The 21,671-nt window shown below is 40.1% G+C and carries 20 protein-coding genes and 1 riboswitch; of the genes, 2 read left to right on the top strand and 18 right to left on the bottom strand.

The annotated features are described in order from the left end of the window. Nucleotides 1-88: 88 nt before the first annotated feature. The 5 genes from ACQKFG_RS06410 to ACQKFG_RS06390 all read right to left on the bottom strand — a co-directional run bounded on the left by ACQKFG_RS06410 (nucleotide 89) and on the right by ACQKFG_RS06390 (nucleotide 4,637). Complete coding sequence (locus ACQKFG_RS06410) at nucleotides 89-547, bottom strand: YpbF family protein (RefSeq protein WP_063233188.1); 459 nt, start codon at nucleotides 545-547, stop codon at nucleotides 89-91. Nucleotides 548-691: 144 nt separating this feature from the next. Next, the gene (locus tag ACQKFG_RS06405; RefSeq protein WP_427557156.1) at nucleotides 692-1,474 is read right to left on the bottom strand and encodes a LysM peptidoglycan-binding domain-containing protein; all 783 of its coding nucleotides are present in this window, start codon (nucleotides 1,472-1,474) and stop codon (nucleotides 692-694) included. Next, nucleotides 1,452-2,078 carry a CPBP family intramembrane glutamic endopeptidase gene (locus tag ACQKFG_RS06400; RefSeq protein WP_192205375.1) on the bottom strand — a complete coding sequence of 209 codons (627 nt, stop codon included), beginning with the start codon at nucleotides 2,076-2,078 and terminating at the stop codon, nucleotides 1,452-1,454. The genes ACQKFG_RS06405 and ACQKFG_RS06400 overlap by 23 nt, the downstream gene beginning before the upstream one ends. Further along, complete coding sequence (locus ACQKFG_RS06395; RefSeq protein WP_427557153.1) at nucleotides 2,068-3,573, bottom strand: RecQ family ATP-dependent DNA helicase; 1,506 nt, start codon at nucleotides 3,571-3,573, stop codon at nucleotides 2,068-2,070. The genes ACQKFG_RS06400 and ACQKFG_RS06395 overlap by 11 nt, the downstream gene beginning before the upstream one ends. 2 nt (nucleotides 3,574-3,575) lie before the next feature. After that, the gene (locus tag ACQKFG_RS06390; protein ID WP_192205377.1) at nucleotides 3,576-4,637 is read right to left on the bottom strand and encodes a helix-turn-helix domain-containing protein; all 1,062 of its coding nucleotides are present in this window, start codon (nucleotides 4,635-4,637) and stop codon (nucleotides 3,576-3,578) included. A gap of 290 nt (nucleotides 4,638-4,927) precedes the next feature. On the opposite strand from ACQKFG_RS06390, the gene ACQKFG_RS06385 reads away from it, so the two are divergent. After that, nucleotides 4,928-5,176: a ferredoxin gene (locus ACQKFG_RS06385; protein WP_034308087.1), complete on the top strand. Its 249-nt coding sequence runs from the start codon at nucleotides 4,928-4,930 to the stop codon at nucleotides 5,174-5,176. Between the two features lie 121 nt (nucleotides 5,177-5,297). On the opposite strand, the gene ACQKFG_RS06380 is transcribed toward ACQKFG_RS06385, so the two are convergent. Continuing rightward, complete coding sequence (locus ACQKFG_RS06380) at nucleotides 5,298-5,879, bottom strand: ECF transporter S component (protein WP_192205378.1); 582 nt, start codon at nucleotides 5,877-5,879, stop codon at nucleotides 5,298-5,300. 164 nt (nucleotides 5,880-6,043) lie between these two features. Next, nucleotides 6,044-6,180, bottom strand: a riboswitch (FMN riboswitch). Between the two features lie 311 nt (nucleotides 6,181-6,491). On the opposite strand from ACQKFG_RS06380, the gene serA reads away from it, so the two are divergent. After that, nucleotides 6,492-8,066: a phosphoglycerate dehydrogenase gene (gene serA / locus ACQKFG_RS06375; RefSeq protein ID WP_427557148.1), complete on the top strand. Its 1,575-nt coding sequence runs from the start codon at nucleotides 6,492-6,494 to the stop codon at nucleotides 8,064-8,066. An 88-nt stretch (nucleotides 8,067-8,154) separates the two neighbouring features. On the opposite strand, the gene ACQKFG_RS06370 is transcribed toward serA, so the two are convergent. The 12 genes from ACQKFG_RS06370 to ACQKFG_RS06315 all read right to left on the bottom strand — a co-directional run bounded on the left by ACQKFG_RS06370 (nucleotide 8,155) and on the right by ACQKFG_RS06315 (nucleotide 21,639). Beyond that, entirely contained in the window at nucleotides 8,155-9,378 is a 1,224-nt protein-coding gene (locus tag ACQKFG_RS06370) for a GerMN domain-containing protein (RefSeq protein WP_427557145.1), read from the bottom strand. Next, nucleotides 9,344-9,907: an RNA polymerase sigma factor SigX gene (gene sigX / locus ACQKFG_RS06365; RefSeq protein ID WP_342614122.1), complete on the bottom strand. Its 564-nt coding sequence runs from the start codon at nucleotides 9,905-9,907 to the stop codon at nucleotides 9,344-9,346. The genes ACQKFG_RS06370 and sigX overlap by 35 nt, the downstream gene beginning before the upstream one ends. A 211-nt stretch (nucleotides 9,908-10,118) precedes the next feature. After that, nucleotides 10,119-11,912 carry an ATP-binding protein gene (locus ACQKFG_RS06360; protein WP_192208333.1) on the bottom strand — a complete coding sequence of 598 codons (1,794 nt, stop codon included), beginning with the start codon at nucleotides 11,910-11,912 and terminating at the stop codon, nucleotides 10,119-10,121. Further along, entirely contained in the window at nucleotides 11,909-12,625 is a 717-nt protein-coding gene (locus tag ACQKFG_RS06355) for a response regulator (RefSeq protein ID WP_192205381.1), read from the bottom strand. The genes ACQKFG_RS06360 and ACQKFG_RS06355 overlap by 4 nt, the downstream gene beginning before the upstream one ends. A 295-nt stretch (nucleotides 12,626-12,920) precedes the next feature. After that, a complete protein-coding gene (gene ccsB, locus ACQKFG_RS06350) occupies nucleotides 12,921-14,099 on the bottom strand; it encodes a c-type cytochrome biogenesis protein CcsB (protein WP_192205382.1) in 1,179 nt (392 codons plus the stop codon). Further along, a complete protein-coding gene (gene resB, locus ACQKFG_RS06345; protein WP_192205383.1) occupies nucleotides 14,092-15,741 on the bottom strand; it encodes a cytochrome c biogenesis protein ResB in 1,650 nt (549 codons plus the stop codon). The genes ccsB and resB overlap by 8 nt, the downstream gene beginning before the upstream one ends. Before the next feature lie 18 nt (nucleotides 15,742-15,759). Continuing rightward, entirely contained in the window at nucleotides 15,760-16,290 is a 531-nt protein-coding gene (resA, locus tag ACQKFG_RS06340) for a thiol-disulfide oxidoreductase ResA (protein WP_192205384.1), read from the bottom strand. 209 nt (nucleotides 16,291-16,499) lie between these two features. Continuing rightward, on the bottom strand, nucleotides 16,500-17,240 hold the full coding sequence (gene rluB / locus ACQKFG_RS06335) for a 23S rRNA pseudouridine(2605) synthase RluB (RefSeq protein WP_034308106.1): 741 nt from the start codon (nucleotides 17,238-17,240) through the stop codon (nucleotides 16,500-16,502). A 317-nt stretch (nucleotides 17,241-17,557) separates the two neighbouring features. Beyond that, on the bottom strand, nucleotides 17,558-18,085 hold the full coding sequence (locus ACQKFG_RS06330) for a spore maturation protein (RefSeq protein ID WP_370662592.1): 528 nt from the start codon (nucleotides 18,083-18,085) through the stop codon (nucleotides 17,558-17,560). A gap of 13 nt (nucleotides 18,086-18,098) precedes the next feature. Then, the gene (locus ACQKFG_RS06325; RefSeq protein WP_427557138.1) at nucleotides 18,099-18,692 is read right to left on the bottom strand and encodes a nucleoside recognition domain-containing protein; all 594 of its coding nucleotides are present in this window, start codon (nucleotides 18,690-18,692) and stop codon (nucleotides 18,099-18,101) included. Continuing rightward, the gene (locus ACQKFG_RS06320) at nucleotides 18,685-19,845 is read right to left on the bottom strand and encodes a D-alanyl-D-alanine carboxypeptidase family protein (protein ID WP_192205386.1); all 1,161 of its coding nucleotides are present in this window, start codon (nucleotides 19,843-19,845) and stop codon (nucleotides 18,685-18,687) included. The genes ACQKFG_RS06325 and ACQKFG_RS06320 overlap by 8 nt, the downstream gene beginning before the upstream one ends. Nucleotides 19,846-19,992: 147 nt before the next feature. Then, a complete protein-coding gene (locus ACQKFG_RS06315) occupies nucleotides 19,993-21,639 on the bottom strand; it encodes an FAD-dependent oxidoreductase (protein ID WP_192205387.1) in 1,647 nt (548 codons plus the stop codon). Between the last annotated feature and the right edge of the window lie 32 nt (nucleotides 21,640-21,671).

Here is a 21,671-nt window from a genome sequence, read left to right as displayed (position 1 = left end):
AAACCTTCTTTCCATCCTTATCCCAAACGTACTTTCATATAACCATAAAACCATATTACCCGCAATTAAATATGATTTAACGCGATCATCATTTATTTTCATGATATAAGTTAATATCATAATTCTTCTTCATCATTTCAAAAACCTTATGGCGGCTTTTCCATTCTTCCTCTTTTTCCCACAATTGCTTACTTTTATTAATGATTTCACAGCGTAGCAGTTGAAACTCCTTTTCAGCTTTATCAAGCTTTTTTTTAATTAATACCATATATCCATATAAACCAATTGCTGCAGCCAAAAAAAGAAAATGGCTAAAATGGTCGACGAAAACACTAAACATACTGAAAAAGGAATAGGAATAGGGTACAACGATATAAAAATATAGATAAATCATAAAAAGGGCAGCAACGATCATGGTTGCCCATAAGCTTTGAAGGTGCTTCTTTTTAAGTGCCTCGAATTTTTTCTTTCGATCCACGACATTCTGCAGCATTTGCTTTGTTGCTTGATCCGTTTTCTCATCCAATAAAATGATTGTCGATTCCATCGCATTTCCTCCTCTGCTCTTTCAAATCATGATATGAAAAAGCAGAGGAAAAAATGATAAAGTACCTGTCACGTTTACCTTTAAACTGAACTAAGTTCATACAATCTTAAAAAACACCCTGCCTATAAAGACAGAGTGCCATCGTTATTTCTTGATAGGAATTTTCAATACCTGACCTTTGGAAATTTCATTGCCATTCAGCCCATTCCACTCCCTGATCAGAGCAATCCCTTCCTGTGATTTGTAGTAATTCATGGAAATGCGAAATAATGTTTCTTCACCTTGAACAGTATGTAAGACAACTTTGTATCCCTCTTTATCCGGTTTCGCAGCTTGAACATTTTCGGAAGCCTTTTGCTTTTCTGTTTCTGCCTTCTTTGCTTTTTCATCAGCTATTTGCTGTGCTTTGGCTTTTTCCTCAGCTTCTCGCTGTGCTTTGGCTTTTTCCTCAGCTTCTCGCTGTGCTTTGGCCTTTTCGTCAGCTTCTTTCTGAGCTTTGGCTTTTTCCTCAGCTTCTTGCTGCGCTTTAGCTTTTTCCTTAGCTTCTTTCTGCGTTTTGGCTTTTTCCTCAGCTTCTTCTTTTTCTTTCTCCGCTTTAGCCTTTGCCGATTCTTTTTCATTTAAATCATCTGCAGTAGCTGTAGTTGGAATCGATTCCTCACTAAAGACGACTTGGTCACTTTTCACAACAGGTACAGGCCTACCCTGCAGATATGTATAAAGGGTGTAAAATCCAATTGGAAGTAAAATGAAAAATAATGCTAATAATTGTATCATTGGGAACTTCTTCACTTTACTTTTTTTCTTTTTATTCTGGTGGACTTTGCTCCGTTTGGGCAATGAGGACTTGGCCTTCTGACGTTCTATTCGCGAACGGAGTTCACCAGCCTGATCGTTTTCATTTTCATTCTTTTGCACTCGGCTCATTCAAGTCACCCCCTTTCTTGCTAAACCCTCTTTGCTTTTTGTTCCTGATTAAAATACCAAGGATAAAGTCAATTAAAAAGTGGGCTGTTATCGTCACGATGAGATTATCGGTCATTTCAAATAGAAAACCGATAAAGAAGCTCAAAACCAAAACATTTAAAAATAAAAACCAATTAAAAAGGTAACGATAATGAACGGCTGCAAAAATCAGGCTCGTAAGAAGCAAACCAAAATGTGTTTGCAGCACTCCGCGGAATAATACTTCTTCACTTATCGCAACCACTAAAGTTACGGCAAAAATCATCGGGTATGACAAATTACTGAAAATGCGTTCGTTAATACCTCCATCATCCTGATAGGATGATGGTGTCACTTTCATAAACAATATGTCAAATAACACGACAATGACTCCAGCGGGAATTCCAATTAGCAAAATGTTCAGGTCATCAAAGATAAATAAGTCGAAAAAAGCTGAACGGTCTTTAAATAAAATAATACCTAAAAAGATGGCTAACGTTAAGAGAATAATTTGCGTAAGAAACAAATTATATAGCAACTGTTTATCTGTAAGTTGTTTAATTATTTCAGCTTGCTTATTTTTCATTGCCATTTTCCTTCTTTAATAAGATATAAGCCAATTCCTTTTTCCAAGTGGAAAAGGAATTCACCGGATCCATCTTCACTTCCGGCCATACATCAGCCATTTTTTCGACATCCATCCCACAAATATCACAGCAGATGGGATTCACTTCCCGATGCATTTCTCCAAAGTAGTCCAGTATCCCTAAACGGCGACATTCCTGGGCATATATCCAGTGAAGGAATTTATACAACTTTTCCTGATTCCTTGATTTTCTCTTTTGACAATACTCTTTCATCTCTTCCATTTGATCTAGGTTATTGCCCGTGATAAGCTGCGTAAAAAAACGGAGCTGGGTTTCGTTCAACGAAAAGGATTGAGACAGCTGATCTTTTTCCGTGAGGGTCAAATTCGCCATATTTTTGTGTGATGCATTAAGGAAAGAACATACACCATCGATTTGCGAATCCGTAGGCAACTGTTGCTCCATCAAATGCAGGGGAAGCCCTTCATCCCCTTCGCTATATAATAAGACAGCCACACTTTGTTTCCGATCTCGTCCCGCCCTGCCTATCTCCTGAAGATACCCTTCCATCGTGGACGGGATATGAAAATGGACAACATATCTGACATCCGATTTATTCACACCCATTCCAAAAGCACTTGTCGCACATATAATTTTCAACTGGCCGGAAATGAATTGCTGCTGAATGAGCATCCTTTGCTCCTGTTCCATTCCACCGTGATAATAATTGACACTATCGATCCCGTTATCCTGTAAAAACCCAGTGACTGATTCCGCCACTTTTTTAGAGGAAAAATAAATAATTCCGCTTCCGGTAAATTTCTTGACAAGTTCCAGCACACGGGCTAGCTTCTCATCGTAGCTGAACATCCGCTCGACAATAATTGCAATATTTTCCCGATCAACAGATGAGACAATTTCCTTGGCCTGCCCAATGTTGAGTTTACCAACGATGTCCCTCCGGACCTCATCGGTTGCAGTTGCCGTCAGGGCAAGAGTCAACGGATTGTTCAATTCACGCCTCACTTCTCCTAAATTCAAATAATCCGGACGGAAATCATACCCCCATTGGGAGATGCAATGTGCTTCATCTATGACGAATAAACCTATGTCTATGGATTTCAAGGATTTTATCACTCCGTCCAGGCTTAGCATTTCAGGGGATAAAAAGATAAAACGATAACTATGTAACCGGTCAAAAGCTTTCCTTTTTTGATTTAGCGTCAAAAAAGAGTTGAGGGTCAACACACTTTTTTCGCCGCTCATCTTCAGCTGATCTGCTTGATCCTGCATTAAAGATAATAACGGGGAAACAATTAGAACAGTCTTATTTAAGAGATAAGCAGGCAGCTGGTAACATAATGATTTACCTGATCCGGTTGGGAGCATCGCTAAGGTATGACGGCCGGACATCAATGATTCAACCACTTCCTTTTGTCCAGGGCGGAATTCATTAAATCCGAATTTTTCTTTGAGGACCCGTTCTATGTTCATCATCACTCACCTATTTTCGCAAGTACAAGTCTTATTTGGAAAAAGCTTATTTGTTTATTATCGACCATTTGCTTGATTGCTTTAAGCTTTTTCGTACCAAGTTCCTTAATAGCTTCAGCAATGTCCCTCTCATCCTCGATAGTTACATAATCGGAAATCGGAAAATCTTTTTCCGATAAGACAATTTCCACGAGGTGATCTTCGATGGTGTTGACCTTCAATCTGCGGATTCCAGCTATTTCATCCAGATTTTTCCCTTCCTGGATGTATCGTAAAGTTGTTTTTGTGGATTGTGTCAATTGAGGATTCCCACTACTTTTCCAATCATTGGTTAATGATGACAAGAGCGGGTAATCCTTTCCCGATTCCATTTCTGCAAGCATTTGATGCAATGTGTCAAGAAATGTAAAGCGAACATACTCTTCTTCTATCTCTTTCCTTTTTGCAATCTGTTCAAACGTAAGTCCAATCCTGTTTATTCCGGTTAACCTCAATATGAAAATGTCTCGTTTCATATCACTTTGACTTTCTAAAAGGAATACCAGTTCATCATATAGATGTTGGGCAATCACCGCTCGATCCTGACGATTGACATGTAAAAATTCCTTTACGAAGTATTGGATTTTGGGATTTCGTTGAATCGGATAAAAACGTCTTTCATTGTGGACAATATGGGATATGGTTTGAATGAGTAAGTTTAACCTTCCCCAGAAAACCGGGGTTATATTGTTATACTTCCAACCATTTATATACGCCGGAAAAGGATATTTTTTAAAGTAATCGCCTAACATTCCCTCACCTTGCATACTAATTTCATACGCATCTGATTTATCCGTTAAATCAATCATCTCATGCTTAAGTAAATGTTCAATGTTTTGATTTAATTGCTGACGGGTAAATCGGGGTATTGTCCCAAAAATATCCGTTAAGCCGAATAAATGGGCATCCTGGATTGTTTGTGACGATTTCTTACCCTGAAGCATATGGTATATAGCATAAATGGAACGTTCGCCTTGAAATTTTTTTATCGCATATAGAATGATGGCCTGTAGATAATTATTCATGGGACTCACATCCTTGTTTCATTTAACCAATAACCCCATTGTAACAAAAAACTGCAAAAATCGCCGTTATTATTGATGAATACAAGGAAAAATATGTGACTAAATGACGAACCATGGAAAGAACCAAGTTAATAATTTCGATGCTTTTCGTTGACATTCAGCTACATGATAGTTATTATCAATACAATTTCTATTGAAAAGTTTGGCATTCGGTCTTACAATAAGAAAGAGATAATAATCTGAAATAAAAAGATTATCAGTTGTTAATCAACTTAGGAGGGGTTATATTCATGGCTAAATTTACTATTGTGGATAAAGAAACATGCATAGCTTGTGGAGCTTGCGGAGCAGCCGCACCAGATATATATGATTATGATGACGAAGGGATTGCATTTGTTACCCTTGACGATAACGAGGGAATCGTTGAAATTCCAGATGTACTTATAGACGACATGATGGATGCATTTGAAGGATGCCCAACGGATTCCATTAAAGTTGCTGACGAAGCATTTGACGGAGACGCACTAAAATTCGAATAACGGTACAAGCCATTTTCTATCGAGAATGGCTTTTTCTTTTGTCTCATACAAAAAAAACAAACATAAAAAAACAACCGAATATGGATATCCGGTTGTTTTTTCATTTCTATCGTCAATGCCGTTAAGCATTTTTATATAATGTTTGTTTATTGATCCATGTCTGTAATTTAATGAACAGCAACATGAATACAGATGTGATGAGCACGCCTTTAATCACGTTGAAAGGCAAGATTGCCGTCGTAACGAACTTTCTTGACTCTGGCGCCGACATTGCATCCCATCCCATAAAGAAGGTATATGCCGGTAAAAAGACAAAATAGTTTAAAACACTCATGAATACTGCCATGGAAACCGTCCCCGCAAGTAAAGCGAACGTCATCCCTTTTTTTGAATTGATTTTCTTAAATACATAATAAGTTGGCAAGACAAACAGTATTCCGGCTATGAAGTTAGCGATATGCCCCACAGGTACAGCAGTCATGGTCCCAGTCATGACTAAATCCAAAAGGTTTTTAATGAACTCGACTAGAATTCCAGCCATCGGACCGAAAATCAATGCCGCCATCAGTGCTGGTATGTCGCTAAAATCGACATTGAGAAAAGGCGGGAATCCCGGAAACGGGAAATTTAAAAGCATCAATAAATAAGAAATGCTTCCCATCATCGCAAGTGTGACCGTTTTTTTCACTTTGTTCTTATTCATAGTTCTCTCTCCTTCTTTTCCGATCTACCTGAAAAAGAGGTTTGGGTTCCAAAATATGCTGATGCTCAATAAAAAACCTTTAATTCCAATAGAATTAAAGGGATAAATTAAAGGCTGCATCAAACAAACGTTCAGCAAATAACTGTTGAAACGCACTCAGGAACCTCCATCTTCTCCCATCCAGACTATACTGTCGGCTTTGGAATCACACCAAATCCTGCCTTGTAAGGCTCGCGGGCTTAGAAGAAGAAATTCCTTCATCACCGCCGGTGGGGAATTACGCCCCGCCCCGAAGATAGACCTATAAAATTTTTATACTTCCCATTATATCTGAAATTCCTTTTTTTTGATAGCATTTTCTCTCGATTAATGCATTTAGGATGAATATCGATCGTAAGCAATGAATGGTTTAAAACAAATAAGCGAAAATTTTTTTATATTATGCAAAAGAAGACGAAGCCATTTATATCACGATATTAATCAAAAAATCAGATGAAAAATCCTGTTATTAAGCGCTTACATCCAGATAAGCCAAATTGACATAATCAGCATTTCAATTGTAAAATTAACTGAAATTTAAGATAATTCTTTTCCCTAGGAAGGTGTTTAGACGTGTATCGGATTTTAGTAGCAGACGCCATTAAACCAGAAGGACTTGGACCGCTATCAGAGGCATCCAATATTCATCTCATTCAGAAAACCGTAGAGGAAGCTGCAAACGAACTAGATCGGATCGATGCAATTCTTGTGAGAAGTGCAACGAAGGTTTCGGAAGATTTAATGAACCGTATGCCGCAATTAAAAATTATAGCACGCGCTGGTGTCGGTGTTGATAACATAGACATCCCGGCAGCGACAAAACGCGGGATTGTCGTGGTTAATGCACCTGACGGCAATACCATTTCAACAGCTGAACATACATTTGCGATGATGGCTTCATTAATGCGCCACATTCCGCAAGCTTATGCTTCACTGAAGAATGGGGAGTGGAAACGTTCTTCATATACGGGAACTGAACTTCGCGGTAAAACATTAGGTATAGTTGGCTTTGGACGTATCGGAGGGGAAATTGCAAAACGTGCTAAAGTGTTTGGCATGGATGTCATTGTCTATGATCCGTACCTGACAGTCGATCGTGCAAAGAAAATGTCCGTAACGGCCCTGCCGTTAGATGAATTGCTTCCTAAAGCAGACATCATTACAGTTCATACACCACTAACGAATGATACTAGAGGATTAATCAATAAAGAAAAACTGCTTACCTGTAAAAAGGGGGTTTATGTACTAAACTGCGCCCGTGGTGGAATTCTGGACGAAGATGATTTATATGAAATGTTAGTCGAAGGACATGTTGCAGGGGCGGCACTGGACGTTTTCGTCGAAGAACCTCCACTTGGCCATAAACTGCTTGAACTGGATAGCGTCATTGCTACACCGCACCTTGGTGCTTCCACGAAAGAAGCCCAATTAAATGTTGCGGTACAGGTTGCCCAGGAAGTATTGACCTATTTTGAAGGAAACCCAGTCTCAAGTTCAATCAACCTTCCATCCATATCTAAAGAAGTGTTTGAAAAGGTACAGCCTTTCTATCAACTTGTTCGGCAAATGGGATCCATTGCTTCTCAGTGCATGAATGAAGGCATTCAGGAAATCTCCGTTACGTATGCAGGAGAATCATTGGATTTCGATACAGCGATTCTTACAAAAAGTCTAATCTCTGGCTTTTTCAGATTAAGAGTCGATGCATCAGTCAATGAAGTGAATGCCTTGTTGATCGCAAAAGAGCATGGCATAACCGTTGGTGAAAAAATCTCTACGGATTCTTTAGGTTACTCGAATTTGATCAGCCTTAAAGTAAAAGGTGACAACCGTGAATTAACAATCAGTGGAACCTATATCGAAAATTACGGTTCTCGAATTGTAAGTTTGAATGGTTTCAAAATCGACTTTCAACCAGAATCGAATTTACTTTATATCCAGCATACCGATAAACCTGGGGTAATCGGTAACGTAGGTAAGGTCCTAGGTGATCACGATGTGAATATCGCAACCATGCAGGTTGGCCGAAAAGAAGCTGGCGGTGAAGCCATCATGGTTTTGAGCTTTGATTTACCATTAGAAGACAACATGAAACAATATTTAATGGAAACAGAAGAAATTACATTCATGGCCCGCATTTCATTATAAATAGAAAAAAGTGCCCGTCCAGAACGGGCACTTTTTCTGTGAATGCAAGAGGCTTTTGCCAACCATAGACCGGGTGTTTTATCACACCTCAATTCACTTGGTTCGGTGCTTTGGGTACCAATATGTCTTCAGTTAAATTCAGCTGGCCTACCTCTTCAATGGGAGCATTTTCAAACTTCACTTTTTCAAAACCAAAATCCTTGGCAATGAAGAGTATGGCTTCTAAAGCTTGAAGGGATTCCTTACTATTTTCAATGGCAACTTGATCTGATAATTGAATGATCACAAGATTTCCATTAGAGCTTATCCTTTCCCATTTCAGGTCATGCGGGATTGCAGGTGAAATTCCTTCGATGTCCGCCTCCCCTTTTCCTGCTTGCAGCGCCTCCTCAAAGTCCTGATAACCCATATTGCTTGGAACAAGGAACCTTGGGGAGGACTCATCCTTTTGGTAAAGAAAGTATGTGCGATTTTTTTGATGAGGTATATCCACCTCTTTTAAATAACCTGCGTGCGCAAACATGGCACCTTGCTTACCATCTGTAGAAAATGTCATTTTCTCTATATTGTTATAGGAAAGCGTTTCCTCCATCGAATGGAGAAAAAGTGTATCTTCATCCAATAGTCGGCTTTTTTCTTGAAAATCAATATGAGCAGTGGTCATATCGTTTCCTTGGCTGATTTTTATATCAAGTGGAAAATAGTCAGATAGCCCATATTGCTCTTCATCCATATCGGACATTTGATTAACTAACTGATTCAGTTTATCACTTTCGTCATAATGTTTGAGTTTAATCGAAATGGGAACGATGAAATTCATTTGATCATCTGGAACACCCATCGTTATGATCGATGCATTTTTAAGGTCATCTTGATAGATCGCTTGTGTAAATGTTTTTTCCTTTTCCCCTTTTCGGGGTTCCATTTCTGAAACCTTTTCTTTAGATTCGATTTCCGCTTGCTTACTCGAAGGCTTTTGATTATCCTGTCTATCCGCTGAATGATTTTCTTTGTTACTCGCATCCTGGCGTTCAAGATCTGCCATTCCCTTATTTTCAGATAGAGATAATTTCCCACTACTGCCGCTGTCCTCATGACTTGTCGTTCCTTTTTTTTCAATAATTAAAGATGATGCCAAAACAACCATTAAGAATAAGGAGGCAACACCCGCAAATAGAGGTATCCAGTGTTTCTTTTTCTTCTTAACATTTATTCTAGCAAACACCTCTGCCTTGGTTCGGTCATCTTTTAATTTCGGAAGCTGGCGCAGCAAGTCTTCAATTTCGCTTTCTTTCCAACGGGATCTTCTCAATGCGGTGGCCCTCCTTTCCTGATAAATCTTCCATCAACTTTTTAATAGCCTTCAAAGCACGGTGCTGGGTCGTTTTTACCTTACTTTCACTCCAATTCAGTACTTCAGCAGTTTCCGTAATGGACAATCCCTGAATATATCGTAAAATGATGACGGATCTTTGATTCGTGGTACACCGGTTTAAGCAATGATAAATATCTTGGATTTCATCGTTCATGATAGCCACTTCTTCCGGAATGGGCTCTTTATCTTTTATCAATTGCCTATCCCAATCAAAGTTAGGGAAGATTTTATCTTTCCACCCTTTTTGTTTCCGAAAGTAATCAATCGTCACATTTCTTGCAATCGAGTACATCCACGTTTTTTCACTGCTTTTTCCTTCGAAGCGTTCATAGGCCTTCATCACCCGTATATATACTTCCTGAACTAGGTCCTCCGCCGTTTCTCGATTTTTAGTCATATAAAAAATGAATTGATATATTTCCTGATGATATTTTTCATAAAGATCGTGGAAAACGGAATCCATCATTTCCCCACTTCCGTTCATAAATATAGTCGTCAATCCAAAACAAAAGTTACATACTTCGGCTTTAATCTTATTATAAAATTCCGTTAATTTCCATATATCAAGGACTTCTTATTTTGTTTCCTAAAAAAAAACAAAGACAAGTTGGAAAGAAATCCAATTGCCTTTGTTTTCTCAGTTCCTTATGAAACAAGATTTTTTGGCAAGCCACCCGTCATTCAGCATTTTCCAAAATTCGAGGCAGGATAAAGCTGAACGTCGTCCCTTTATTAGGTAAACTGTTTACCGAAATGAAGCCATCATGGGCATTGATTATATTTTTTACGATTGCCAAACCCAAACCGGTGCCCGAACGGCCGCGGGTCCTTGCTTTATCCGCTTTATAAAACCTCTCGAATACAAAAGGCAAATCTTCTTCGGGAATTCCAGATCCAGAGTCCCTCACATCAATGATCAGTCCCCTTCGATCACTTGTCCTCTGAATGACATCAATGTTACCGCCCGGAGGAGTATGACGAATCGCATTATCAATTAAATTGGTCAAAACCTGTTCAATGCGGTCCGGATCGAAGTGCCATTGAATTTGATCGTCTTGCATACTGGCTGATATGGTGATTCCCTTTTCTTTAGCCAGCCCGGAAAACTTACTTGTGATCCTCTTTAAATAAGGAGAAATAGGTACGCATTCATAGCTAAGGTTCATTTTACCCGATTCCAATTTAGCTAGATCGAGGAGATCGTTGACTAAACGGCCCATTCTCAAAGACTCATCATAGATGATGCGGGCCATTTCCACCTTTTCCTCTTCACTGCTCGCAATGTCATCTACGATCGCTTCACTATATCCTTGCAACATTGAAATCGGCGTTCTTAACTCATGTGAGACATTCGCTATGAAATCAGTCCTAAGTTTGTCCATACGTCTTTCATCGCTCATATCCCGTATGATGGCCACTGCTCCCCTAATATTGTCGGCATTTGTATATAGCGGACTGACAATGAATCCCCAATCGCGGCCCTGCAAAGTAATTTCACCGACTTGCTCCTTATCGAAGGACTCTGATTCATCAAAAAGATTCATCAAAACCAATGGGACATTGACATTATCTTCCCGGTTATAGCCCTTTTCAAAGTACCAGGATTGCAGAAACCTTTCTGCTGGCGGATTCGTTTCAAGAATTGTGCCATCTTTATTGAAGGTAATGACCCCATCTGCCATACTGCTAAGAATGCTAGAGAGATGTTCCTTTTCCTGACTAAGTGCATTCATATTGAATTTCAGCTGTTTTCTCATCTGGTTAAACGCTATGGCAAGTTCACCGATCTCATCTTGAGTCAAGATGGGAACCTTTGTATCAAATTTCCCCCGGGCAATCGCTAGTGCGGCTTCCCTCATCTTCACCAATGGTGCATTGATTCTTGTAGATAAAAAGAAAGCAAAAATCGTTGTCAAAATAATGGCGATGCCTGCTGCCAATAATATGAACTGTGTAGTCGATTTTGTGGTTTCTTCCATGGACTCCAACGATTGAAATAGGAAAACTTCATCCTGTTCCCCATTCAATTCAAGTGGAATGCCTACTACGATTGCGGACAATTCCTTATTGTCTGCATCATCGGATAGCGCCATTTCCTTTTTCACAGTCTTTCTTTCCGTAAAAACCTTGATCAATTCGGAATCATTTTTAATGAGTTCCGGCGTGATTTCGAACTCATTTTCCCCTCCGATTGATGAGAATACCATTTTGTCATCATTAAGAATGATCATTTTCGTTTCATTGCCTATTAATTCCGAAGCTATTTGTAAAACCTCATTGCTGGACCCCTGGTGTTCATTCGTTACCTTAATGATTTGTTCAGCGGTTTTGGTTAAATCATTTTCAATATTTTCAATCTGGAAATTCTCAAAGAATTCGACTAGCAGAACGGTTAAAACAATTAGTACAAATGACACGAGCAATAGGATCGTTGCCCATAGCTTCCCTACAACACTGCCCCATAGCATCAGTCATTAATGACTTCGAACTTGTAACCTACACCCCAAACAGTGACAATCATCTTGGCTGCGTTTTCGGATATGCGGTTTAATTTTTCACGTAAGCGTTTAACATGCGTGTCAACAGTTCGAAGATCCCCAAAGAATTCATAGTGCCACACTTCTTTTAACAATTGCTCCCGGTCGAAAACCTTATCTGGGGATTTCGCCAAGAAATATAATAATTCATATTCTTTGGGTGTTAATGAGACCTCTTTGTTATCGGCAAGAACACGGTGAGCATCATTATCAATGGTTAGATGCGAGAAGACGATCACATCTTTTGCCGTCGTTTCCGTCTGCATGTAACTAGTGCTTGAAGAGCGACGTAATAAAGCTTTAACCCTTAATACGACTTCACGGGGACTGAACGGCTTTACGATATAATCATCGGTCCCCACTTCGAATCCTTGAACGCGGTTCACTTCTTCCCCTTTAGCAGTCAGCATGATAATCGGTGTCGTTTTCTTTTCCCTTAATTCACGGCAAACTTCGATTCCATCTTTACCAGGCATCATAATATCCAATAAAATTAAATCATACTCATTTTCAAGGGCTTTTGTTAAAGCCATATCTCCATTTTCGGCTTCATCGATTATGTATTCTTCTCTTTCCAAATACATCTTTAGCAGCCGGCGGATTCTTTCCTCATCATCCACCACGAGAATTTTTATAGCATTATACATTATGTAATCAGCCTCCTATCCTATATTCTACAAAATGAAAACTTCCATGACTAATACTTTTTCCTTATAAAGTACGATAAAGAGCCATTTTTGCTTGGCTTCCATGAACCTTTCACCATTTTGTCACAAAAAAAGGCTTCGAGCGCTCACTAAAAGTTCATAAATGCCATTTCACCGAAATATCCTTATTAATGGCATTGACTGAAAAAGGGATCATTCTCTAGAAAAATCGATAAGCCAACTCCTCGACGTTTCTATCAAAAGACCCCCTTCATTTAAATATTACAATACAGAATCAAGCATATGAATGCAAACCAGCAATAACAAGATTGACGAATATCAAGTTAAACATAATGATGGCAAAACCGATGACGGCAAGCCAAGCTGATTTTTCCCCTTGCCATCCCTTTGACATGCGCAGATGCAAGAAAGCTGCATAAAACAACCAAGTAACCAGTGCCCAGACCTCTTTCGGATCCCAGCCCCAGAATCGTGTCCAGGCCACTTGAGCCCAGATCATTGCAAAAATGAGGGCACCGAGAGTGAAAATCGGAAAACCGATAAGGACCGAACGATAGCTAATCTCGTCCAATAAATTCAAATTCACATTTTTAACGATCGGTTTAATCAATGCTGCCACTCTTTTGCGAGCAATCAACCTTATTAAACCATACAAGATGAGCCCTATACCGAATGACCAAAGTACAGTATTCAGTTTCTTGGCATTGATCAGTGCAGGCATGTCCACCAGTGGTTCAAATCGATCAGTCTCGATAAGTTTCCCTTCATTGGGACCAACCAATGCCGGTAGGTTGAATTCCTGTTTGACCTCGGCTCCGTGTTTATCGACCCAATCAAAATTCGCCTTATAATCCATCACAGCAAAAGAAGAAGTGATGATGACGAACCCGATGGTACAGACTAATGTGAACATGATGCCTTCAAGCCAGAACGTCCTTTTGCTTGATTGTGTCTGATCGACGAATTTGATTAAATAAATGATGGCAGTAACGAAACTAATGGCAAGGATCGACTGTCCTGCCGCTGCAGTCGTTACATGAATATGAAGCCAATCGCTCTGCAATGCAGGAATGAGTGGCGATATCTCTGTAGGGAACATACTTGCATATGCGATTATCAATAACGCAATCGGTAAAGCGAATAGCCCAAGGGCAGGTGTTTTATAAAGAAAATAAATTAATATGAAAGCACCGACCAGCATCATTCCGAAAAAGGTCGTAAATTCAAACAGGTTACTTACCGGGGCATGGCCGGCAGCAATCCATCTAGTGATGAAATACCCAATTTGAGCCACGAAACCGAAAATGGTGATGAAAATGCCCAGTTTAGCCCATTTGTTTTGTTTCTTTTCCTCCGCTCCTCGTTTATCCTTGATCGATCCGCCAAAGAAAAAGGTAGCGACAAGATATAATAAGAAAGCTGCATATAAAAAGTTACTGCTCAATTCAGCCATTTAAAACTTCCCCCTTACTAGAAGATTTCTCATCTTCAAGTTGATCCATTGGTTCGGAAAGTGATGTCGATTCTATCGCTTGTTTTATATCTCTTTTAATACCGTGCCAGTTTTTGTTTGTATGGCCGGCCATTAATATCTCATCATCTTTCCTCTTAATCCATATACGCCGGTGATTCCAATAAGACCCTTGGACAACTCCGATCATGAAAATGATTCCACCCGTGAATAATATCCAAAGCGTTAAATCCTTCCTGACAGTCAAAGCCGTGACATCTTGGGTTTCCACACCATTAAAAGCCATTTTATAAGTGTTTTCCCCTAAAGGCTCCACAGTCTCCTTAATCGCCACGAAACTGACCTCACCCTCTGGCTTATCCGGGGTATGCATTTTAAAGATAAATGCTGGATTATTCGGAATCTTCGATATCGTTCTTGGTTCACCTTTTTCATCGAACTCGAAATCGGGGAAGTAACTGATCAAGTCAACGGAATATCCTTCTTTCAACTCGTATTTCTTTTGTGGATTGTTCAAATCAACCTTTAAGCTTCCATATTTCTCTTCGGTTTTTTTATTTATCAAATTAAAAGACATCATACTGAGCTCATCCAGTTTATAGTCTACTTGGTAGAGGGCATAATGATCATGTTTCAGAGGTTCATTGACTTTGATTTTATAATCTTTAAGTTTAACAAGGTCCACTTTTTCCCCTGGTAAGGTTTCTCCCTTGCGCTCATACAACGTAACATCGGATTGATAGGTTTTTGCGATCGTACCGGTTTTATCAATTGCAGCACTGTACTGCTCATCTTCATCATTCTCTTTGTCATACACCTCTAAGGTAAATTCATTATTCTGGAGGTAATATTCACCATTTGTACCCGGGATTTCTTTTCTCTCGCCTTCACGCAGCCAAAGTACTTTGTCGATATACATCCCAGGGACAGAACGCAATAATGCTCCAATTAAGAAAATGATAAGTCCAATATGATTAACATATGGTCCCCAACGTGAAAAACGACCCTTTTCGGCAAGTATATGACCGTTCTCCTCACGTATATGATAACGCTGCCTTTTTAGTCTATCCTTTACTTCTTCAAGGTTTATATCTTGGTCTTCAAGCTTTGTCACCCCATAAATCCGCTGACGTTTCATGAAACCGTCATGACGTGTGACCCCTTGTTTTTTTAACGATCGATATAATGGAAAGAACCGATCGATACTGGCAATCAATAGTGATATGCCCAGCATGCCTATGATAATCAGATACCACCATGAACTATACAAGTTATGGAACCCGAGTTCATAATACACTCTTCCGAACCAGCCGTATTCCAGTTCATAATGCTCTGCAGGCGTAGCTGTTGAAGGGATGTACATTTCCTGAGGTAAAATCGTCCCGATGGCTGAAGCGATCAAGGCAATGACAATGAGCGTCACCCCTACCTTAACGGAAGAAAAGAAGTTCCATATTTTATCGATGATCGTTTTTTTATATGTTTGTGAACGCCTGGCACTTCCTTCATATCTCATATCAATAAGCTTGTTTTCTCGTTCGTTACCAAGCACCATTCCGCATTTCCCACAAATATTTGTGCCAAACGGATTTATATGACCACAATCGCATTTTACTTCTTTCATGTCAAAAACTCCCCAATATTATGGTTTAATTCTCTCCATATGTTTTTGGATGCTCTCTTCTGTCAAAGCTCCGGTGATGATATCTATCACTTTCCCCTCTTTATCGACCAAAAAGGTGACAGGCAATATATCCACGCGATAAGCATTTTCCACTTCCCTACCTTTATCGATCAGGACAGGAAAGGTCAGATCATGCTTTGTAATGAAATTATTGACAGCATAGTCAGATTCCCCGACATTTACCGCCAATATTTCAACGCCCTGTTCTTTAAAGTTTTTATATTGATTGTCCATATAAGGCATTTCGTATTCACACGGCTTGCAATATGTACCCCAGAAGTTCAGGAAGACGCCTTTTCCCTTGTAATCGGAAAGTTTATGCTCTTTGCCTTCCATATCAGTCAAGACGAAATTCGGTGCATCGGATCCTTTTCTCAGACTTTCATTCTTATCTTTAGTGAAGTTCGTATAAAGGGCAAACACTAAAGCTGCACCTAAAAGCAGAAGAATGATGGTTCTGCTAATCAGGCGTCGCTTCTTTTTATCCATAGAGATCCTCCTAAGGCCACACTAAATTTAACCATACCATTATACCATTTAACGCCATGTCCTTTTTATTTACATTTCTGAAGGTTTTGTGACATTCTTTCCTGATTCATGAAGGAAAAGGTATTTACAGGTTGTTTTCCACCACCCATTCTTCCAGGTGAAGAATGGGGTAGTGGTTTCAACCTATTAATACAGGGGAAAATCCTTTCTTACATTCTCCGCTGTTTAGGTTCGGTCGTTGCTAAAGTCCGCATTAATTTAACTTCATGTGGAGTCAGCTCCCGGGAATCTCCTGCTGTTAAACCGTCCAAGGTCAAGAAACCATATTGTTCCCTCTTCAATTTAATGACGGGATGGCCAATTGCTTCGAACATCCGGCGGACTTGCCTGTTCCTGCCTTCATGTATTGTGATTTCAACTATCGCCGTTTCCTTTTTCTTGTCGGTAGACAATACCCTTGTCTTGGCTGGTGCAGTCTTGCCATCCTCCAACTTGATACCTTTATCCAACTTTTTCAAGCTTTCACGCAAAGGCATCCCTTTCACTTTTGCCACATACACTTTATCCACTTCATGCTTAGGATGCATTAACGTGTTTGCGAATTCCCCGTCATTGGTTAAAATCAATAAGCCCGAAGTATCGTAATCCAAGCGGCCAACTGGATAAATCCGTTCATTGATGTAAGGGAAAAAGTCAGTTACGACTTTTCTATTCTTATCATCAGAAACTGCCGAAATGACGCCGCGCGGTTTATAGAATAGGAAATAAACCGGGGCTTCTTTTTCTAGCGGGACTTCATTAACCTCAACTTTATCATTAGGTCCAACTTTCACACCTAATTCCTTCACTACTTTGCCGTTCACCTTTACCTTACCTTCTAAAATCAACTCTTCTGCTTTACGGCGGGAAGCCAGTCCAGCATGTGCTATCACCTTTTGTAATCGTTCCATCTATCTTCACCCCATAGTATAATCATTCGTTTGTTATTGTCTATACATACACAATCATACAATTATTACATATTGAGAGGCAAAAACAAAAGGTTTTTCGCGAATAAGAGCTTTTCTTTTATTATTACACCAATAATGGGACGGTTAAATGGGTTGGTTTCCATAATGAGTGTAACATAGCTTATTTTTCCATACAAAAAAATGTTTCTTTTGGATGAAAGTTCGTTTCCGTTTAAAAATGGAGAGCTTAACATAGCCGATTGTTTAAGAAAAAAAGACAAAAAAAAAAGAAATGGAATCGCCCATTTCCCTAGCCTTTAATTCATACCGAAAACCAATGTAACGACGATAACGGCAGCTATGATGCCGATCAAGTCTGCCAAAAGACCGACCTTTAGGGCATCACCCATTTTTTTGATCCCAACAGCTCCAAAATAAACGGTCAATACATAGAAGGTGGTATCTGTACTTCCCTGAATCGTGGCAGCCAAGCGCCCAATAAAGGAATCCGGTCCATAAACAGATATCAGGTCGCTGGTCATTCCTAAAGCGGCTGTTCCGGATATTGGTCTAATGATCGCAAGGGGTAAAACCTCAGACGGAAAATGAAGAAGGGAAAGCAAGGGGTGCAGTGATTGTACAATGAAGTCCAATGCCCCCGATGCCCTAAATACTGAAATCGCCACTAGCATCCCTACCAGAAAAGGGATGAGGGAAAAAGACATGCTGATTCCTTCTTTCCCCCCCTCAACGAAGGTCTCATAGGTGGGGACTCTTTTCAATGTTCCGTACAGTAATATACAGAGGATCAAAATCGGTATCATCCAAATTGAAATGGTGGTCATCCAGTGCAACATCCTATTCCCTCCCGCTCCTCTTTCTCTTGTAATAAAAATATCGATCTATCGCGATTCCTCCAACTGCAGAAATGGCCGTTGCTATTATGGTCGGAAAAACGATGTCCGTCGGGGAGTGGGCATCGTAATTCATGCGGATAGCAATGACTGTAGTCGGAATCAACGTTACGCTTGAAGTATTGATGGCTAAAAAAGTGACCATCGAGCGGCTGACCGTTGCTTTTCCCCCATTTAGTTTCTTTAGCTGTTCCATGGCTTTTATACCAAGAGGCGTAGCTGCATTCCCCAATCCAAATGTGTTTGCCATCATATTGGAAAGTATATACCCCATAGCGGGATGATTGGGAGGCACTTCAGGGAATAGCCATCTCATGAACGGCTTGAACAAATTGGATAGTTTATCTAACAGCCCCGATTCCTCCGCTATTTTCATCAAACCCAGCCAAAAGACAAGTATGCTCATCAGTCCCAGGCAAAGGGTGACCGCTTCCTTTGCGCTGACAAATAGAGCTTCATTCACCTGCTCCATCGTCCCATTGATCATGCCAAAGACAATACCGATTACAAACATCCCGACCCAAATGTAATTAACCATTGCGTCCGATTCCCAATACCGCTTCAAATACCTCAGCCCATGAAGATTGGAATGATTGTTGCTTGAAGCTTTCTTTTGATTCCCCATAAAAAATCGAACGACTACCTATTTTCTTTCCATCAAGATAGATGGATGCTCTGCCGACCACTGCTGGGATTTTCCTTTTATCCTTCCAAGCCCTCTTTGGCTTCAACAATTTCATTTGCACATTGACCAACTTTCTCTCTTCTTTTGTCAGTGGGTATGAAAAATCATTTTTAATGTAGACATGCCCTTTATATATTTTATTTTCCATATTCTTTACCATGCCTTCAGGTAAAATTTCTGTTGGCTTATAATCCTTAAATGCGGATTCGTACATTTGAATATGATCATTCCAATCATCCGGACCATTCAATGTCACAGCAATCAGGTCATGCCCGTCTTTTGTTGCGGTTGTGACCAAGGTACGTTTTGCTAGTTTGGTATACCCTGTTTTCCCCCCTGTGCAATACTCATACAATTGTGTAAGTAGGCGGTTTTTGTTCTTCCATACATAATCCCATTGTTCTGTGGAATTAGGTGCCCTGTGTTCCTTTGTGCCGGCAATCTTTGCATACGTTTCATTTTGCATGGCATAACGAGTGAGTATCGCCATATCATATGCGGTTGAATAATGGTTTTTCGTATTGTCCAAACCATGTGGATTTGAAAAATGGGTATTTTTCATCCCGATTTCTTCCGCCTTTTGATTCATCATCCACACGAATCCATCCAGGCTTCCCCCAACCTTTTCGCTGATTGCGACTGCTGCATCATTACCTGAACGAAGCATCAAACCATAAACCAAATCTTCGAGCTTAATTCTTTCTCCTTCTTTTAAATAAAGTGACGAGCCCTCCGTCCCGAAGGCATTGCTGCTAACCTTCACTTTTTCATCCATTAGTCCCGATTCAATAGCCAAGATAGCCGTCATTATTTTCGTAATGCTTGCTATGCGGTTCTTTTCATGAGCATTCACTTCATATATGACCCTTCCGCTATCCTCATCCATTAAAATCGCACTATGGGCACTTACGGATACATTTGCATTGGCGCTTTGTACGGGTGCCATAAAAGACAACAGGAGAATGACGATACACAAACTTGATAACCCTTTATATGGAAAACGCATGAGTGCCCCCTCGTCTCTTTACTTGTTTTTGTACAAGTTTATGCAAATGGACAAGGGTTATGAATAAAAGAATGTAAACCTTCATGATATCTATTGATTTTCAACATAAAAAAAATCGATAGGGGCCCCTATCGATTTAGTGTTCTATCATACTAATAATGCAGCGATTTCATCAATTTTCTTAGCTCCGAATACCACTTCTTCATCATTGATGATCATGGCCGGCACGCTCATGACTTTATATTTCTTCTTGATATCCTGGAAATTGCTTATATCGACCATTTCAGCTTCAACGTTAGGGTTTTCAATTGCAATGCGCTGTGCACCCACTACAACGTCTGGACAATAGTGACATGCCAATGAAACCATAACCTTAATGTTCGCTTTTTTACTGATTCCCTTAATTGAATTCAATACGACTGAATCCAATGCTTGACCAGGACCGGCCAAGTTATAGATAGCCAAAATGAAGGAATTCAACTCATGGCCGCCTGGTACACCGTGGTATTTGACGCCACTGTATTCACCATTCGAATTTAAGAGAGAAACGACAGGGAACTTATCTGCATTGATTTTTCCTTCAATTTCCGGACTTTCCCCCTTGTTGTATAACTCAAGATGCAGCTTGTCTCCTAATTCCGCAACATCCAACAAGAAGTCTCGCAATTCGACTGATTTTGGCAAGCTTTCATCGACGATGGACACCAATGTTACTTCGCTCTCCATCTTGCCGAAGATTCCCTTTAATTGGCCGCGTAACGCATCACTTAATAAAGCGCTCTTACCTGCCGGGACAGCAGCCTGTTCTTTTTTCGCCGGTTTTTCAACTTCAGGTTCATCTTTGATTCCTAGGCGATCTTTTTCTTCTTCAATATATTTACCGGCATCCGTTGCTGCAATCGCTCCATCAGATACAGCTGTAATAATCTGGCGCAAGGATTTTGGCCTTAGGTCGCCCGCTGCATAGACACCTTTCACATTAGTCTTCATATCATCATCGGTTAAAATGTAACCGGCATGATCCATTTCGATGTGACCCTTGAACATTTCCGTTTTCGGCTCATACCCTATGAAAACGAAAACTCCAAACGTGCTGTCTTCTTCCTTCGCCTTATATTCAAATTCTTCTTTAGTCGCATTATTGATGAAACGGGCACTTTGAATCATCCCGTCTCCATATACCCCAAGAATCTCCGTATTGAATTTCACTTCAATCTTATCATTTGCCATTACTTTATCCACAATGGACGGGGCACACGAGAAGCTTGATTCCCGGGCGATGATTGTAACTTTTGTGGCAAAGCGGGTCAGGAATATAGCTTCTTCGGCAGCTGCATATCCTGCTCCGATAACGAAAACTTCCAACCCTTCAAAGAATTCACCATCACATGTTGAACAATATGCTACACCGCGGCCAGTAAATTCCTCTTCACCTGGAAATCCTAGTGTTCTTGGAGAAGCACCCGTTGCAATGATGACGGCGCGGGCATGGTAGTCCCCGCCAAGCGTTTTAACGACTTTCACCTCACCGGAGAAATCCACGCCCGTTACATCAGCTTTAGCGAATTCAACGCCAAAATCCTCGTTTTGAAGCTTCATTTCTTCAACTAACCTAGGGCCCGATATATGACGGATACCAGGATAATTGGCTATTTCCGATGTAGTTGCAGCTTGTCCGCCGCCAGTTCCTTTTTCAAGAATTATTGTTTTTAACTTAGCTCTTCCTGCATAGACGCCGGCTGAGAGGCCTGCAGGTCCGCCGCCAATAATTAATAAATCATAGATTTTTTTCATCTTTTGTGCTCCTTGCTGAATGATAATACGTG

This window comes from Peribacillus sp. NPDC076916 (assembly GCF_050269675.1).
In the GTDB taxonomy this organism is placed as follows: Bacteria; Bacillota; Bacilli; order Bacillales; family DSM-1321; genus Peribacillus; species Peribacillus aracenensis.
Note: the sequence above shows the minus strand (reverse complement) of the source record. Positions and strands in the feature narration are given on the sequence as shown.

Coding starts and splice junctions, on each gene's coding strand:
- ACQKFG_RS06410 (WP_063233188.1), bottom strand. CDS start 547: ATGGAATCGACAATCATTTTATTGGATGAGAAAACGGATCAAGCAACA.
- ACQKFG_RS06405 (WP_427557156.1), bottom strand. CDS start 1,474: ATGAGCCGAGTGCAAAAGAATGAAAATGAAAACGATCAGGCTGGTGAA.
- ACQKFG_RS06400 (WP_192205375.1), bottom strand. CDS start 2,078: ATGAAAAATAAGCAAGCTGAAATAATTAAACAACTTACAGATAAACAG.
- ACQKFG_RS06395 (WP_427557153.1), bottom strand. CDS start 3,573: ATGAACATAGAACGGGTCCTCAAAGAAAAATTCGGATTTAATGAATTC.
- ACQKFG_RS06390 (WP_192205377.1), bottom strand. CDS start 4,637: ATGAATAATTATCTACAGGCCATCATTCTATATGCGATAAAAAAATTT.
- ACQKFG_RS06385 (WP_034308087.1), top strand. CDS start 4,928: ATGGCTAAATTTACTATTGTGGATAAAGAAACATGCATAGCTTGTGGA.
- ACQKFG_RS06380 (WP_192205378.1), bottom strand. CDS start 5,879: ATGAATAAGAACAAAGTGAAAAAAACGGTCACACTTGCGATGATGGGA.
- sigX (WP_342614122.1), bottom strand. CDS start 9,907: ATGATGGATTCCGTTTTCCACGATCTTTATGAAAAATATCATCAGGAA.
- ACQKFG_RS06355 (WP_192205381.1), bottom strand. CDS start 12,625: ATGTATAATGCTATAAAAATTCTCGTGGTGGATGATGAGGAAAGAATC.
- ccsB (WP_192205382.1), bottom strand. CDS start 14,099: ATGGCTGAATTGAGCAGTAACTTTTTATATGCAGCTTTCTTATTATAT.
- resB (WP_192205383.1), bottom strand. CDS start 15,741: ATGAAAGAAGTAAAATGCGATTGTGGTCATATAAATCCGTTTGGCACA.
- resA (WP_192205384.1), bottom strand. CDS start 16,290: ATGGATAAAAAGAAGCGACGCCTGATTAGCAGAACCATCATTCTTCTG.
- rluB (WP_034308106.1), bottom strand. CDS start 17,240: ATGGAACGATTACAAAAGGTGATAGCACATGCTGGACTGGCTTCCCGC.
- ACQKFG_RS06330 (WP_370662592.1), bottom strand. CDS start 18,085: ATGACCACCATTTCAATTTGGATGATACCGATTTTGATCCTCTGTATA.
- ACQKFG_RS06325 (WP_427557138.1), bottom strand. CDS start 18,692: ATGGTTAATTACATTTGGGTCGGGATGTTTGTAATCGGTATTGTCTTT.
- ACQKFG_RS06320 (WP_192205386.1), bottom strand. CDS start 19,845: ATGCGTTTTCCATATAAAGGGTTATCAAGTTTGTGTATCGTCATTCTC.
- ACQKFG_RS06315 (WP_192205387.1), bottom strand. CDS start 21,639: ATGAAAAAAATCTATGATTTATTAATTATTGGCGGCGGACCTGCAGGC.